The 15,766-nt window shown below is 47.4% G+C and carries 13 protein-coding genes and 1 tRNA gene; 4 read left to right on the forward strand and 10 right to left on the reverse strand.

Features of this window, described 5'->3' with window-relative positions:
* Position 1 precedes the first annotated feature (1 nt).
* The 7 genes from QHH00_06345 to smc all read right to left on the reverse strand — a co-directional run bounded on the left by QHH00_06345 (position 2) and on the right by smc (position 9,472).
* Positions 2 to 1,093: an ABC transporter ATP-binding protein gene (locus tag QHH00_06345; protein ID MDH7509001.1), complete on the reverse strand. Its 1,092-nt coding sequence runs from the start codon at positions 1,091 to 1,093 to the stop codon at positions 2 to 4.
* The gene (locus QHH00_06350; GenBank protein ID MDH7509002.1) at positions 1,094 to 2,746 is read right to left on the reverse strand and encodes an ABC transporter permease subunit; all 1,653 of its coding nucleotides are present in this window, start codon (positions 2,744 to 2,746) and stop codon (positions 1,094 to 1,096) included. It abuts the gene before it with no gap.
* A gap of 161 nt (positions 2,747 to 2,907) precedes the next feature.
* On the reverse strand, positions 2,908 to 3,864 hold the full coding sequence (locus QHH00_06355; GenBank protein MDH7509003.1) for an NDP-sugar synthase: 957 nt from the start codon (positions 3,862 to 3,864) through the stop codon (positions 2,908 to 2,910).
* A 51-nt stretch (positions 3,865 to 3,915) separates the two neighbouring features.
* On the reverse strand, positions 3,916 to 4,152 hold the full coding sequence (locus tag QHH00_06360) for an LSM domain-containing protein (GenBank protein MDH7509004.1): 237 nt from the start codon (positions 4,150 to 4,152) through the stop codon (positions 3,916 to 3,918).
* A gap of 289 nt (positions 4,153 to 4,441) precedes the next feature.
* Entirely contained in the window at positions 4,442 to 4,951 is a 510-nt protein-coding gene (gene scpB / locus QHH00_06365) for an SMC-Scp complex subunit ScpB (protein MDH7509005.1), read from the reverse strand.
* A 1-nt stretch (position 4,952) separates the two neighbouring features.
* Positions 4,953 to 5,870, reverse strand: coding sequence for a segregation/condensation protein A (locus QHH00_06370; protein ID MDH7509006.1), 918 nt, complete (start codon positions 5,868 to 5,870; stop codon positions 4,953 to 4,955).
* Positions 5,867 to 9,472: a chromosome segregation protein SMC gene (gene smc / locus QHH00_06375; protein MDH7509007.1), complete on the reverse strand. Its 3,606-nt coding sequence runs from the start codon at positions 9,470 to 9,472 to the stop codon at positions 5,867 to 5,869. Before smc ends, QHH00_06370 begins: the two co-directional genes overlap by 4 nt.
* 554 nt (positions 9,473 to 10,026) lie before the next feature.
* On the opposite strand from smc, the gene QHH00_06380 reads away from it, so the two are divergent.
* Positions 10,027 to 11,349, forward strand: a complete 1,323-nt coding sequence (locus QHH00_06380; GenBank protein MDH7509008.1) for an MFS transporter — start codon at positions 10,027 to 10,029, stop codon at positions 11,347 to 11,349.
* Between the two features lie 14 nt (positions 11,350 to 11,363).
* Here the strand turns inward: QHH00_06380 and QHH00_06385 are convergent, their stop codons facing one another.
* Complete coding sequence (locus QHH00_06385) at positions 11,364 to 11,819, reverse strand: flavodoxin domain-containing protein (protein ID MDH7509009.1); 456 nt, start codon at positions 11,817 to 11,819, stop codon at positions 11,364 to 11,366.
* 216 nt (positions 11,820 to 12,035) lie between these two features.
* Positions 12,036 to 12,120, reverse strand: a tRNA-Leu gene (locus QHH00_06390).
* Positions 12,121 to 12,313: 193 nt separating this feature from the next.
* Here QHH00_06390 and QHH00_06395 point away from each other — a divergent pair.
* A complete protein-coding gene (locus QHH00_06395) occupies positions 12,314 to 12,763 on the forward strand; it encodes a DNA polymerase ligase N-terminal domain-containing protein (GenBank protein MDH7509010.1) in 450 nt (149 codons plus the stop codon).
* Between the two features lie 112 nt (positions 12,764 to 12,875).
* Here QHH00_06395 and QHH00_06400 read toward each other — a convergent pair whose 3' ends face one another.
* On the reverse strand, positions 12,876 to 13,094 hold the full coding sequence (locus QHH00_06400; protein ID MDH7509011.1) for a hypothetical protein: 219 nt from the start codon (positions 13,092 to 13,094) through the stop codon (positions 12,876 to 12,878).
* Between the two features lie 290 nt (positions 13,095 to 13,384).
* Between QHH00_06400 and glmM the strand changes: the two genes are divergently transcribed.
* On the forward strand, positions 13,385 to 14,692 hold the full coding sequence (gene glmM, locus QHH00_06405; GenBank protein MDH7509012.1) for a phosphoglucosamine mutase: 1,308 nt from the start codon (positions 13,385 to 13,387) through the stop codon (positions 14,690 to 14,692).
* Positions 14,689 to 15,766, forward strand: a 1,078-nt coding sequence (locus QHH00_06410) for a sugar phosphate nucleotidyltransferase (protein ID MDH7509013.1), incomplete at its 3' end; no start/stop codon positions are given. The genes glmM and QHH00_06410, both read left to right, overlap by 4 nt.

Genomic DNA, 15,766 nt, shown 5'->3' on the forward strand with positions numbered 1-15,766 from the left:
CTCATTCCACCTTCAACTCCTCATCAAGGTTGCATTTCTCGAGTGAAAAGATAGAGGCCTTCTCGGCATCCCAGCGTATACCGACCTCGTCTCCTACCTTGATCTTATCGAGGAATTTCGCTGGCATCTTAGACGAACATCGCCCCGTTTCCTTGATCGAGATGTCAACAAAGAGATTGCGCCCTTCGAACAAAATCCGCTCGACCGTGCCAGTCAAATAACCATCACTGGATTTCACGATCTCGGTGTTGCCGACCTTAACCGCTATAGCAACGCAGTCGCCTGGTTTGAAATTCGAACGCCGGGCAGGCATTACCCTCCCCCTATCATCTTTGATGAGCGTCACATCACTATTGCTCACAACGGTGCCTCTAAAGAAATTCGACTGGCCGACAAAATTTGCCACAAACGGTGAATCTGGGTGATCAAAGATCTCCTCGGGCGTACCAATCTGTGCAATCTTTCCCTTCCTGATCACTGCAATTCGATCAGCCATGACCAATGCCTCTTCTTGATCATGAGTCACATGAATCGTCGTGATGCCGAGGGACTTTGCGAGGGAACGGAGCTCCCGACGCAGACCTAATCGCAGCCGCGCGTCGAGAGCCCGAAGTGGTTCATCCAGTAGGAGAACTTCCGCACCCGATGCGAGTGCCCTTGCGAGTGCTGTGCGCTGCTGCATCCCCCCACTTAATTCTCTCGGATATGCGTCGGCTCGGCGCGAGAGACGGACGAGGTCAAGCATCTCGGCCAATGTCCGCTTTTTCATTTCCTCTGGCCAGTCCCTGATGTCGGGCCCAAAAATGATATTCTCTGCGACCGTCATATGAGGGAAGAGCGAGTATGTCTGTGACAAGAAAACCGCCTTCCGGTATTCTGGTTCCACGTGTGTCACCTCTCTACCATTGAAATAAATCTTCCCAGAGTCGGGGCTTGTAAGGCCAGCGATGATCCTCAAAGTCGTCGTTTTGCCAGCTCCGGTTGGTCCGAGGAGACATAGATACTCCCCGTTGTGAACAGTGAGATCGAGATTATCGAGAGCCTGAGTGGAACCGTAAGATTTGCTGATACGTTCGAGTCGTATCTCAGGCATCTAGACAGTCCTCCTCTTCCTTCTCGTGAGGTAACGCAGTAGGAGCATTGCAGCGTAGGACACGGAAATGAGCGCGATGCAAGCCAGACCAGCAAGGTAGTATTCCTGGCCTTTCACAAGCTCAACGATATAAACAGGTGCGGTCAACGCCTCGCTGACGACCGCCTGCGTCGCACCGGTCTCACCGAGACTTCTGGTAAAGGCCATGATCGAACCAGCGAGGATGGAGCTCTTGATCATTGGATAAAGCACACGACGGAATGCCTGGATCGGTTTCGCGCCGAGCGTCCTCGCAGTTTCTTCATACGAGGGGTCGATCTCTTCGATCGCACCAGCAACATTCCTGACGACGAGGGGATATGTGAAAGCGACGTGAGCCATGATGATGAGCAGTGTCGGAATGGCAGGAATGAAGGGTTGGTCACTGTAGAATTGACCGAGGGAGAACCCTAGCGCTGCCGTTGGGACGATCAAGGGCACATTGACAAGGACATCGAGTGCGCTTGATAGTTTCCTTGATTCACTCCTCACGATGAAAAACGCAAGCGGAATCCCAAAAGAGAGGTCGATGAGGGTCACGATGAATGCGATCCCGAAGGAATAGATGAGGCTGCTCCAGAACCCGCCCCAGTCACCACTAGTTGGTGAAGCCGTTGCGACAAAAGAAAAAATGAAAAAAGAGGGGAGCAAAACGAAGAAAACAAGAAAAATGAGAGAGAGCGCGTCTTTCATCTTCGGGGCGAAGCCCCGACTCAAAATCTTTTCTGGTCGGGGCCAGACCTTCCCGAACGGCAATCTCACCTTCATCACGATGACCTTCAATATAGCGAGAAGAACGAGTGCGATGATGATGAGCAAAATACTGACGAACGATAGTTGCGGGATCAACTCAGGATGAGTCACTGACAGTCTCTTCCATTCACCTATGAGAGTTGGGCCTGTGTTGAACCCAGCCGCATTCGCCATCGTCGCGAGCGCGATCATCGTTCCGCCTGTTTCGCTCAGACTGCGAGAAAAACAAAGAATGATGCCGGTCACGAGACCTGCCCTGAAAAGGGGAAGGGTGATGGTCCTTGCCGCGGTCAGCTTGCTTGCACCGAGCGTCTGTCCTGCGATTTCATATGTGACGTCGATCTGTTCGAGAATCGCTGCAAGTGATCTTACCATGTAGGGATAAGAGAAGACGATGTGCAGGAGAATGACGAGGAGCATAGGCGACGAGATTGCTCCGAGTGCGAAGGGCGGTGTCTCGACCGAGGGGGACGTCGTTGCCCAGAAAATTGCGCTCGAGAAACCGAGTGCAGCGGTGGGAACAGCGAGTGGCATATCGATCAATGTGTCGAGGAATCTTTTGCCTCTGAACTCCTTACGCACAAGGAGCCATGCGAGGGGGAGGCCGACAATGAAATCGACGACGGTGACGACCGCTGCGATTTCAAATGAGACAAGAATCGAGCTAAGTATGATGTTAGTTGTTTCGCGGTCACTGAGTACATTGTTTTCGATCGCACTCCAGTGTGTGAAGACATATGAGAGGATATAGATAGTTGGGAGTATGACAAAGACGAGGAAGAAGAAAACAATGAAAGCGTTCCAGCCCCTCCGAAATGACTTTCTGCTGATGATATTGAGTATCGTGTCGCTGAAACTCATCTCAGTCCCTGGTACGCATTACCCGAAACCGTTCTTAACATAAATATATAACTTACTTGAGACTTGCATGATATCTGGACTGTCTGGACAGGAGCTCGCCAAAGAGATTCCGAGCTGGTGCGGATTTGGTCTGTACATGCGACCCACTATTAGATTTGAGATCATACCAAGATCGAATTCTCCACGATCTCTCCGTCGCCCACGCGCACATTTGGCCCGACGATCGAATTCCTCACGACGGCCCCTCTTCCGACGACACTCCCTTCCATAAGCAGGCTACACGAAACCTTTGCCCCATCATGAACCACTGAGCGTCCGCAAATACAGACACAAGGACCGACAGTCGCGGAACCGATCTCAGCATCGGTAATGAAATTCGGAGAAACGATTCTCGCCTTCGCATCGATTCTTGAATCCAAACAGACCTCGCCCCTCTCGCTGAGGAGTATCCGTTGTGCCTCGAGGAGATTTTCCCTCACACCGCAGTCAACCCAGTAGCCATCGAATGAATAACCGTAGAGGCCACGGTCAAGAATCTTCGGAAAGACTTCACGCTCCAGTGATACAAAGCCGTCCCCAATGCAGTCGAGGATCTCTGGCTCGAAGACATAGATCCCTGCGTTGATGAGATTCGAACACGCTTCACCCGGTTTGGGCTTTTCCTGGAAGAGCTCGATCCTCTTGTCCTCTGATAAGCTAACAGCCCCAAAGGCGCTGGGATCATTTACACGCCATAAGGCAATCATGCCAATCCCACCTTTCTGGCGGTGTTCCTCGATCATTGCTGCAACATCTATCGATGAGATGATGTCACCGTTGCACGCTACAAACGTATCATCGAGATAACGGCTTACGTTCTTCAGGGCACCGCCCGTTCCCAGCGGCTCTCGCTCCTCGACGAGGATGACTTTTCTACCATGAGTCTTTTTAAAGTAATCCTCTAGGACATCCTTTTTATAATTGACAGCGAGGAAAACTGTATCAATGTAGCGGGGAAGGGAGTCGATGATGTGCGAGATGAGCGGCTTATCGACTAAGGGGATGAGCGGTTTTGGTATTATATTTGTCAACGGTCTGAGACGTGTGCCCATCCCTCCAGCGAGGATTACTGCCTTCATGGTCTGCGAGCCACTTCGTCGGGACTACTGACCCAATATGATTGTCAAATTTCACAGCGGAGCGATGCTGACGACGTTGTTTCCCCTTAGTATAACAGTGCCCAAGCGCCGTGTCTGATCAGCTGTGCGCTCTTCGGTGTCTTCGAGAACCATATTCATATAATCATCATATCCCGCGAGTCTTCCTTCCAATATCCTGTTGTCCTTCAACAAGAGTGATATTTTCTTGTTCATTGACTTCTCTAACAGCGCAAGCGGCATTACCATAGTATCCCTTAATCCAGTCATCGTAGGTAAAGAATTTAAACCTTTCTTTTTGAAAAAATTCAAGGTATTTTCTGGACGCGCAGATACCTTCTGTTAGAGGGGGCCGAGCATCCTGTAACCTGATCTATTTTCACTTAACTACAATAAGAAATCATCGAGCAAAAGAGTGTTATGTTATTAGATGCGATGACGCACAGACGATTTGACTTGGTGAAACGATATCAGAAACATTTCAGATGGAAGTAATGTCGGTATTTGAGGGATTCTACTCGCTAAGTTGACTGCGGTTTGATATCTCCAACCCATATGATTATTCCTGTCCGGACTTATTTACCTGGCTCTCCATCCATTTCCTGATATCCTCTTGCGTCGAGCCTGCGATGCCGAAATACTCGAGGAAACGCCTCGTCGTTCTCAGTTCGAGCGTCTGACCCTTCTTTCTCGCTGCGACCAGGCCCATAGACCTGAGCGTCTTCACGCCCTCGTACACATCTGCCCCAAGCATCTTCGCAAGGTCGCTCTGGAGTACCGGCTGATGATACGCGATCATGGCGGCGACCCTGAGCACGCTATCAGGCAACTCCCGCTCAGCGAAGGGCGTCGCATAATCGTGATACTCTTTCCTGAGCTGCATTGAATAACGGCTGCGTATCTTGACGATTTCAATCGCTGATTTCCGTTCATCATACTCGGCGACAAGCGTCTTCAGCGCTTTTCGAACCTGGGAGGGCGGTAACTGCGTCGCTGTGGCAATTTCGGAGACGCTGATCGGCTTCGTGGAGGAGTAAAGCACTGCTTCGACGACCCTCACAGGATCCACATCACATCACCGCTTCACCGTTCGAAAATGTGGTTTCAGGTGTCACTGCATCCTCAATCGCGCCGATGTCCCACGGCACCCTGGCCTCGACGAAGATCTGGCCGTACGGTAGGTCGTCCTGCGTGAGAGAGATTTTACCCATTTTCGCGAGGAAGAGGAGTGAAACGAAGACCATGACTCGGTCTTCTTTCGATTCTTCCCAAAGGTCCTCGATGCTGATCACGCCAGGACCGCAACGCTGGATCCGTTGCCAAACGATCTCGACGTCCTTTTCGACGTCCTCAGAATGCGATTTTTCATCGAACTTGATCCCGGCCTTTTTCATCTCCTCCCTGATCGCTGCCCTCCTGAGATTCGCTTCAGCTTCTTTCCGCGCCTCATCGAAGGCGTCGAGGAGTTCGACGAGTGAGACCGGCCGTGAGCTACCACGTCTGATAGCTTCTGTAAGTTCGACATGATCCAAGATATCGCATTCAAGTGGCATCGAATCCGTTGAGTTCGTCAACATGTCAAGATGATCGAAATCCCAATCACTACAGAACAAGTCATAAGCCTCTGCTCTGCGGTGCATCTCGAGGACTTTTTCGCTTTGCAGGCGGAGGATCATCCACGCCATAAACATGAGCTTACCAGCGACAATGAAATTGATTTCCTCGTCCTGCATTTTTTCAGTGTAGAGCTTAGTGAACTGCACCAGGTCAATATCCCAAGGATCGAGATTATTCGAGATCACGAGCTCGAAGACCAACTGTACCGCCCTGTCAAGAGGATTCGTTGTGATGAGGGAGGCCTGAGACTCGGCTTGATGCAGAAGTTCAAGGTAATGGTCAATCCTCATTGCGCGATCCCCGTCATCGATGATCGCTTTATGGAAGAGAAGGTGGTCGAGGATCGATGCTGCGTTTTCACACAACGTCATGCAACCCCCTCCGCGGCATTACCATTCGACTTGGCAGCATCCTCATGGAAGTCTGCTATGTCGCTGATGTTTGGTCTCATGATGACCGTACTGATACCTCCCTCTTGTTTCGTCACGCCAATGATATGATCGGCCTTATTTAACGTGACCTTCCTCAGTGAAATCTGTATGAACTGGGCGGTCTTCGACGCGCGCTGTATCCTATGAGCTACCGTGTCTGCATTGACTGCATCGAGGAACATGTCCACCTCATCGAGCAGATAAAACGGTGACGGTTGATATTCCTGAATGGCGAAGATAAATGCGAGTGCAGTGAGACTCTTCTCCCCTCCACTGAGTGCCTCCAGCCTCAGCGTCTTCCCATTCTTTGGCTTCGCCCTGATGATTAAGCCTCCCTGGAAAGGCTCTTCTGGATTTTCAAGGACAAGTTCCGCCTCTCCACCACCAGACAATTCAGCATAAGTCCTCTTGAAGTTCTCATTGACGGCTTCGTAGACCTTGAGGAGACCTGTCTTCTTCTTTTCATTCAGATCTGCCATGAGCTTCAGGAGATCATTTCTCTGGTCCGAGAGCCTTTGCATTTCCGATTTTAGCTCGTCATACCTCGCTTTCTTCGCGTCGTAGTCTTCAATTGCCTTTAGATTGACGGCGCCCATCGAAGCAAGTTGCCTCTCACATGAGTTGATCTTTTCCTTCAACGACTCGGAGGATGGTAGCGGGTAGACGATTTGTACATTGTACTGCTTGATCTCCTCGTCGACCTCCTTAAGCTTATCCTCTGCGACAGCCAGCTTTGTTGTCAGTCCAACGGAGAAATCCTTGATCGTTTCAATTCTCGACTGCAATTTATCTTTTTCTGCCTCGAGATTCGTTTTTTCTTTGAATAGCTCATCTCTCCTTTCCCTCAACTCGTTGATCTCCTTGCCCATTGATTCCTCGATCTTGAGTAACGCTGAGAGCTCGACCTTGAACCGCTGTTCTTTTTCCGTCGCTTCCTTCGCTTCAGTCATTAATCTTTCAATCTTTTCCTTCGCCTCCGCTTCCATCACGCCAAGGTCTTCGAGTCTCCTCCTCACCACTTGCAACTTCCCCGAAACCGCCTCCCGCTGAGACTTCAATTCGGAGACCTCGTTAATGAGTTCAACGACTTCTGCCTGAAGATCCTTGAGCTTTTTCGAGAGATCCATCGGGGCCAGTTCGCACATCCTTTTCTTTTCCTGTTCTCTTAGCTCAGAGGCCTCGGCAATTTCCTTCGTGATAAGCTCTGTTTTCTCCGCGATAAAAGTAAGAGATTTCTCGACCTCCTCCTTTTCCTTCCTCCGCGTTTCAAGTTCGTTCTTAACCTTGAGGAGCCTCGCTTTGACCTCCTCTTTTCGTGACTCGAGGGCCTTCAGGCGCACATCGTTCGCACCACCAGCGCTGTTCAATTCGCGGATCCTATTTTCAATTTCAATAAGTTCAGCCCTGACCTTTCTCAACTCCTCCCCGACTTTCTCAGCCTCGTCGGTCGCCTTTCTTAACTCTTCACCAATTTCGTCAAGCTTGCTCTTTGAGGCAGACCCGAATTTGACCTGAGTTCCCTCGATCGTCCCCCCGATCATCGCACCAGAAGCTTCTAGCAACTCGCCCTCGAGTGTCACGAGGCGAACTCCTCCCATGAACCTTCTTGCTTTTTCGAGCGTTTCCATAACAACGGTGTCGCCGAAGACATACCAGAATGCTGGCCTATACTTTTCATCGAATTTCACGAGATCAATCGCGTAACCGAGGGATTCCTTTTCTGCAAGAATCGCCTTACCCCTTGGCTTTCCATCGAGCATCTTGTTGAGCGGTAAGAAGATCGCCCTGCCGAGGTTATTCTTTTTCAAATATTCGATCGCCTGTGCGGCCACCTCATCATCGTCAACAACAATTGACTGCATTCTTGCGCCTGCGGCGACATTCAGCGCTGTTTGGTATTTTTCGTCGACCTCAGCGAGTTCTGCAATCGTCCCGTGAATTCCCTTAAGTTCCCTTCGATCACGCGCTTCAAGGATGCTGCGAACCGCACGTGTATATCCCTTCGCGACGCTTTCGAGAGCTTCCTGCTCAGCCTTCAAGTGATTGTATTCTCGCGTGAGACGCTGAATTGCCTGCTCAAGCTCATCCGCCTGACGGCTCAATTTTGACTCGAGATTCTTTTTCGAAAGATACTGCTCCTGGAGCGCTTTTATTTCCTTCACTGAATCTTTATCGGCGCTCCTGAGGGTCTTGATATTCCATTCGGCATCGTTGATTTCAAACTCAAGGCTCTTTCTCGATTCCTCGAGGAGGGAAATCTCTGATTCAATCCTGCTCTTTTTCTCCTCCAGTCTCTCCCGCTCCATCGAAAGCGCGTGGAGATTCTCCTCTTTTGCTTTGATTTCCTCCTCGAGAGAAGAGATCTTTTGCTGCAACGATTGAAGTTCTTCGTCGAACGCGCCAACTCTGTTCTGAATCTCTTCAAGAGCTTGTTTCTTTGACGAGAGTAATTCAGACCTGCTCTGCAGCTGCGAATCGAGATTCTTCAACTCGCTTTCCAGTCGCTCGACTTCAGGGGAAAGCTGCTCCCTTTCCTCTTTTTTAGTTTGTAAAGATTCTTCAATTTCTTTTGTACTTTCCAGAGCTCTTTCGGCTTGATCGCGCAACCTGGCAATCTGGATCTTCGCAAAATCGATTTTCTCCTTGAGTTCCTTGAAACTCTCCCCGCCTTTTTTCGACGCTTCGTCTTCGATTTCTTTTATCCGGAGTTCCATTTCGTTGATCTTTTTTGATATTTCGTCCTTTCTCAGCTGATGATCGTTGAGTTCCCGATCATATTGTTCAATCTGGCTCTTTATCGAATCGATCTCAGTGAGAACACTTTCTCTCCTCTTGTGCGCGAGCTGCGCTTTTGAAAGACTGAGGGTGTTTTTAATTTCGAGGTACTTAAGCGCTGATTCCCTCTCCCCCTTAAGTTGCTCGATCTGCTTTTCGAGTTCATTCATGATGATGGTGATTCTCTCAATATTCTGCTCTGCTTCCTTCCTTTCATTTTCTGCCTTTGCTATTTCTTCATCATACCTGCTGATACCAGAAATATCATCGAGAATTCTTCTTCTCTCAATATTTGACATTTCAACGATCTTCGTCACATCGCCCTGCTGGACAAAATTGTATCCATCAGCACTGATTCTTGCATGTGATAACAACGATTCAAACTCCGTTAGTGTTGACTTTCGATCATTGACATAGAAATATGAATTATAACCATCTCCTGCGTCCGAAAGCTTGACGAGCCTTGTCAGCTTGACAGTATCGGAATCAATGGGGATGAGCCGGTCTTTATTATCAAAAATGAGCGAGACTTTTGTATATTTTGCTGGCTGTTTTGAATTGCCGCCGTTGAAAATGAGATCTGTGAGTTTACCAGCCCGAATTGCCCTTGAACTTTTCGGACCGAGCACAAAGAGAATTGCATCGGAGATGTTCGATTTTCCAGATCCATTTGGTCCCGTCACGGCGGTGTACCCTTCTAAAAGGGGGATCGTTAACTTCTTGCCGAAAGATTTGAAATTTTCCAGTTCAATTTGCTTCAAGAACATATAATTCCCCCGGTATGAGGTAATAAAAAGGCTCTGCTCGATGAATTAACAAGCACTTTCACATCCCATCCCACTAGTCCGACGGTTGTCGGACAAATTTGTTATTTATTCTTTGATATTTAAATGTTAGGTAAAGTATCTCATATTATGAAAAGGTATTGGCTATTTTTAGGAAAACCACTATGATGCGATAGAAAGCGACAAATTGGTAAATTTTACTTTCACAAACAATGAGATATCAGGAATTTAAGAGAACGATTGTCTTTTTTTATTTCAAGTCTAGAAGATTAATACCGCTCATGCCCCAGTGTAGAAGGCGATTTTAACCGCTTATTTTTCAGCTTCATTGAAATCTTCGTATGTGAGCAAATCACCCAGCATATTCAAGATTCCTCATGGTCTTTTTTTCAAAAGATACAAACTAAGACAAGAAATGAGACTTCCAGATAATTTATTCTTGAGAACTCGATGAAGCCAACGACATTTTAGAAAAGATTATTGAAGAGATCTTGCTATACTCGGCTTCAATCTCTAAAAAAACAGGATGGGGTGCGATGAAGAAGAACGAAGAGAGCTGGTACTACACATTCTTGCCATACAACATTGCGGGTGGAAGCACCTCTCCACTCATTCCGCTCTTTGTTACTGAGGGACTTAAAGGTAGTCTAACCCAGGTGGGCATCGTCAGCGCTATTTCATCGATCGCCTCTGTCCCGGGCAATATTCTCTGGGGGAATTTATCAGATACAACGAAAAAACGTCGCCCCTTCGTACTCCTTGGATTCGGAGGCATGGCGTTTGCATTGTTCATGATGGCGATTTCCACGACCATTTCCTCCTATTATCTCGCCAACTTTTTCTTCGGTCTTCTTGCATGTGCCGCAGCACCTGTGGGCACTGTGCTCGTTCTTGAATCGTTTGGAAAGCATGAATGGGCAAGAAGATTAGGAGATTTCAGTAAAGTTGGCGGTATCGGTTGGGTTGCTGGTCTCATACTAGGTTCTTTATGGCTGGAATTCATGCCAGGGGCAAAAGAATCAGTTTTTTCCTTACGAGGGCTCTTCCTCGTCGCGAGCTTGCTCGCCCTCGCCTCGTTATTCCTCGCGTTGAAATGGGTTCCTGAACCGGAAGAGAAGGTCAGGAGGGAACACATTGAAAAAAATATTTTGGATCAGCCACTCATCGTCTTCGAAAAAGTCAAATATTTTCCTCACAGGCTTCTTCATATTCTTCGAATCAGCACAAGAAATCTCAGCATGCGAAATTTTCCTTCGAATTTAAAAAAATATTACATCATGACATTTCTTGCATTCACGGGTTTTCTCACGTTCTATGTGGGTCTTCCAATTTATCTGAGAAACTATGTTGGTATTTCTAACTCAGAAGTTTTCGTTGTTTTTCTCGCGAGCTCAGCGGTTTCAGCGATTACCTACTCGATTGCGGGGAGATGGGTTGCACGTTTTGGCGGAAAGAAGACGCAACTGGCTGCGTTTGTTGGAAGAATCGTCCTTTTTCCGTCTTTCTTCGCTGTCACCTTCCTTCCTCTGACCAAAGAGTGGCTAATCATCACTCTTTGCATCCTTCACGGACTGATCGGTTTTTGCTGGGCAAACCTCAGTGTCGCGGGAAACGCGCTCGTCTCGAACATGTCGTACTCGGAATTTCGAACAGAATCTCTCGGTATTTATAGCGCAATCCAAGGTCTTGGATCGATCATGGGATCATTCATCGGAGGTATCATAGCTGAGTATTTCGGTTTCTTTGCGACATTCGTCATCGCATCCCTTTTTGTCCTCTGTGCGGCAATCATTCTAATGATCCTCGATGTGGAAAAAGGACCGTCAGAACAAGCAGATCAGCACGCTATTCATACATGAAGGAGCATGAAAGATCATTTCTGTCTGATTGCACCCGCGATTTTTCTTCCAAAAGTAACGGCTTTGGCCTCTTCTCCAGGTGCAAGAGGCCCCTTCATGTTCTCGACGATAAACCATTCTCCGGGTACGGCAATTTTCATTCCAGCACGTTCCATCATTTTCTGAATCTTCTGAGCGCCGCCTTTCGAAGCCTTGTCGAATCTCGTATCAAAGGCCGCTCCAATCTTTCCGGACGCACCAGTTTTAATTGCAGATTTCAAAACTTTCTTAATCGCTCCAGTTGCACTTCCAACATGAGTAGGACTTCCCAAGACCCAAACATCTGCAGATTTGAAATCATCCGCTGTGACCGAATCCGCTTTTTTGCAAGTTACATCGTTGAGGCCAACTTCCTTCATGCCAGCGCATATGGACAAAGCAATCTTTTCCGTATTCCCATATGACGAATCATAAACGACCAGGACTTTCACGATATCACCAATAATTGATCATTGATACCTTCCCTTATACAATTTGCGTATCTTTAGGGTGGAACATCGAAGGAATTCTGAAATCACTATTGAAATTTAAAAGACGAATACAGTCGACTCTATATCCAGATTCACGAGCTACCACTGAATTCCTTATTACCAAAGAATACTAAAATCACGAACAAAGAATCATTCCAAAATCGTAAATAAAGAAAGTGCAGGGAGGAGGATTTGAACCCCCGAACGCCTACGCGACGAGACCCTGAATCTCGCACCGTTGGCCAGGCTTGGTTATCCCTGCAACTAGATTAAGAAAGAGAGATACTGTCGCGATACTAAAACCTTACCCAATACTCAATCCATGAGTATTTAGGGCTTGAGTTCAAGCCGTTTGATTTAGTAATCCTGACATTTTATTTGGATAAGTAAAGGAAAAGCAACACGCAATGATGCCTGATTTATAGGAGTTCGTCAAATTCAGAATATTGAGAGAGATGGCGCTCGACGAATACAAGAAAAAGAGAAATTTTATCATAACCCCGGAGCCAGAGGGAAGCGTTCAAGGGATTGAGGATGAGTTTGTCATTCAAGAACATCATGCCTCGCACTTGCATTTCGATTTTCGCCTTTCCCTTGACGGCGTTCTGAAAAGTTGGGCTATTCCAAAAGGTGTCCCTTTGGAAAAGGGCGTCAAGCGTCTCGCTGTCGAAACAGAAGATCATCCAATTGAATATCTTAATTTCGAGGGCGTGATTCCCGAAGGCCAATATGGTTCCGGAGAAGTGAAGATCTGGGATAGAGGGAAATTTCATCTTGTCGAGAGAACCCCTGACAGAATCGTTATTGACATCGAAGGCACGAAACTGAGAGGCCGATATGCACTGATCAGATTTAAGGGAAAAGAAAAAGATGTAAAGAACTGGCTCCTCATCAAGACGAAATAATTAACAGAAACGATTTGATTCGAGACGAATTTGATCTGATTTTTTCGAAAAAAAACTCGAGACAAAATTATCAAAAGAGACCAAGATAAGAGAAAAACAATAAAAAGAAAAATTACTTGGATTTCTTCATGATTTTCATCCAGCCGCCGCTCTCGTATACGGCAAGTCCTCTCTTCGCGAGCGTCTTCTCAAATTCTTCCCATGAGATGATCTCGAGGCGAGGATTGTTTCCCTTTGTGAATTGGACACCAGTTGTTCCCTTGACACGTCCGGGCTTCAATCCTTTCTTCTTAGCAATTTCTTTTGCCTTATCCAGGCTTATTTGTTCCATTACCAATTCTTTTCCCTCCTATTTTTGCAAGTCAATTTCGGCCAGCAACAGGCCATATGACTGGTTAGTAATGCTTTATGCTCATATATAAAATTTTTCATATAATGCTCTTTATCCAGTGCCTATCCCTTTTAAAAATCTATCTCTCGCCGAATCAACAAACCAGATATATGGCTAATACTGGCAGGCAATCTGATCCGTTTTCACGACTCTCCTAACCCTCTCCTATTTACAAATATTGCGATTAAAAAGCTTTATTTCCGGCAATTTTCTTTTAATGGCGATCTAACGTGACATCACTTTTCGGCTCCTCAGGCATCCGCGGTCTTGTCAATCATGAAATGACAATTGATTTGGCACAAGCGGTTGGCGCTGCCATCGGTGGTCAGTATCGCAGGGTTGTCATCGGGAAAGATGTTCGAACGAGTGGGGACATGATCGCTTGCGCTCTCTCTTCTGGAATCATGTCATGTGGTGGTGATGTTTACGATGCTGGCATAGTACCAACGCCTACCCTCGCGCATGCGACAAGAGATTACGATTGCGGTATAATGATCACGGCCTCCCATAACCCACCAGAATACAACGGAATTAAGATATGGAATCCCGATGGATCCTCATTCGATGATGATCAGATGGAAGACATCGAAAACGTGGTGAGATTGCTAAAGTTCAAAAAGGTTAACTGGAGAAGCGTCGGGACGAAGTTCACACATGAGGGCGCGGTCGAGTCTCACATCGAAATCATTTCAAGACTTGTCGACCCAATTGCGGCAAAGGTTGTCGTTGATTGCGGATGCGGTGCTACCTCTATCATCACGCCCCGCCTTCTTAGAGAACTCGGTTGTAAAGTCATCTCGATCAATTCGCACCCAGATGGCTTTTTTCCAGGAAGATTGCCAGAACCGACAGAAGATCAACTGGTGCGATTGAAAGATATCGTTCTCAACGAGCATGCCGATATCGGCATCGCCCACGATGGTGATGGCGATCGGGTTGTGATTATCGACGAGAAGGGACGATTTATCGGGGGCGACAAATTGCTTGCCCTGCTGACTGCAATGTTTGGAAAAGGCGGAGTGGTGACGACGATCGATTCCTCGATGATCATCGACGAATTGGTTGGGGGCAAAGTGGTAAGGACAAGAGTTGGTGACGCGTACGTCTCGACCATGATGAAACAAACTGGGATCGAGTTTGGCGGGGAGCCTTCGGGCACTTTCATTTTCGCGAAGAATTCGCTTTGTCCCGACGGGATTTATGCCGCTGCTCTCCTGGTTAAAATCGCCTCTGAAAATAAAATTTCTGAAATCGTTGACTCGTTGCAAATCTATCCATCATTTAGAGGTTCTTTCAATTTCGAGCATGCGAGAAGGAGAGAAATCGAAAGCAGGCTCGCGCAAGAAATTGAAAAGGTGAAGTGCGATAATCTGTTAACGATGGATGGATTTAGAGCCGAATTCTCAGATGGTTGGTTCCTTATTCGATTATCTGGGACGGAGCCAAAAATGAGGATCACAGTCGAAGCGCGTACAGAAGAAGCGCTCACGAGGCTCAAGACCATTTCGACAGAAATCGCAAGAAGGTGTATTTCATGAAAGCGCTTATTTTAGCCGCAGGCGAGGGGACGAGGCTCAGACCTTTGACATCGAACATTCCGAAACCGCTGCTACTCGTTGCTGGAAAACCATTTCTCAGTCATTTGATCGCCGCTCTGAAAGACGCTGGTATCAAAGAAATCAGTCTTCTCGTTGGCTGGAAGAGCAACAGAATTAAGGAATTTTATGGTGACGGTTCGGCTGAAGGCGTCATCATCGAATATCTTGAACAGAAAGAGAGAATGGGCACAGCGCACGCGATCGGCATCGCTGAGAGCGCCATGAAAGATTCATTTCTCTGCGTCAACGGCGATATCGTCGTCTCTGCATCGGACCTCAAAGAGATGATCAGTCTCCATCGCAAATATGGATCAATCGTTATGGGAGCTGTGACAGTCGAGGATCCATCGAGGTTTGGTGTCATCGAGACATCGGGAGAAAAACTTTTGAAAATTATTGAAAAGCCAAAAGTTCCAACATCGAAACTCGTCAATGCTGGTGTGTTTATCTTCACACCAGAAATTTTTCAATGGATCAGGAAGACAAAACGATCGCCGAGGGGAGAATATGAGATCACGGACAGCCTCAACATGATAGCCGCATCGCATAACGTGATCGTTTATCCTTTGAAAGAAGGTTGGATTGACGTTGGAAGACCATGGGATCTTCTCCAAGCAAACGAAATTCTGATGAGTAAAATCAAAAAACAAATCGAAGGTGTGGTGGAAAATGGTGCAACGTTGATCGGCGATGTCGTCGTTGAAAAAGGTGCGAGGGTGAGAAGCGGCTGTTATATCGAGGGACCTGTGTTCATTTCGAAGGAATGCGACATCGGACCGAACTGTTACATCAGGCCTGCGACTTGTCTTGGCAGGGGTGTGAGAGTCGGGAATGCTGTGGAAATAAAGAATTCGATCATTATGGCAGAAACGCACATCGCCCATCACAACTATGTCGGTGACAGCATCATCGGGGAGCGGTGCAATCTCGGTGCGGGGACGAAAGTGGCCAATCTTCGTTTTGACGGGAAGTCGATCAAACTGACAATGAACGGTGTTTTGATCGACTCAGGTA

The organism is Methanomassiliicoccales archaeon (assembly GCA_029907465.1).
Lineage (GTDB): Archaea > Thermoplasmatota > Thermoplasmata > Methanomassiliicoccales > JACIVX01 > JACIVX01.

Coding starts and splice junctions, on each gene's coding strand:
- QHH00_06345 (MDH7509001.1), bottom strand. CDS start 1,093: ATGCCTGAGATACGACTCGAACGTATCAGCAAATCTTACGGTTCCACT.
- smc (MDH7509007.1), bottom strand. CDS start 9,472: ATGTTCTTGAAGCAAATTGAACTGGAAAATTTCAAATCTTTCGGCAAG.
- QHH00_06360 (MDH7509004.1), bottom strand. CDS start 4,152: ATGACTGGATTAAGGGATACTATGGTAATGCCGCTTGCGCTGTTAGAG.
- QHH00_06400 (MDH7509011.1), bottom strand. CDS start 13,094: ATGGAACAAATAAGCCTGGATAAGGCAAAAGAAATTGCTAAGAAGAAA.
- QHH00_06395 (MDH7509010.1), top strand. CDS start 12,314: ATGGCGCTCGACGAATACAAGAAAAAGAGAAATTTTATCATAACCCCG.
- QHH00_06380 (MDH7509008.1), top strand. CDS start 10,027: ATGAAGAAGAACGAAGAGAGCTGGTACTACACATTCTTGCCATACAAC.
- QHH00_06350 (MDH7509002.1), bottom strand. CDS start 2,746: ATGAGTTTCAGCGACACGATACTCAATATCATCAGCAGAAAGTCATTT.
- QHH00_06355 (MDH7509003.1), bottom strand. CDS start 3,864: ATGAAGGCAGTAATCCTCGCTGGAGGGATGGGCACACGTCTCAGACCG.
- QHH00_06370 (MDH7509006.1), bottom strand. CDS start 5,870: ATGACGTTGTGTGAAAACGCAGCATCGATCCTCGACCACCTTCTCTTC.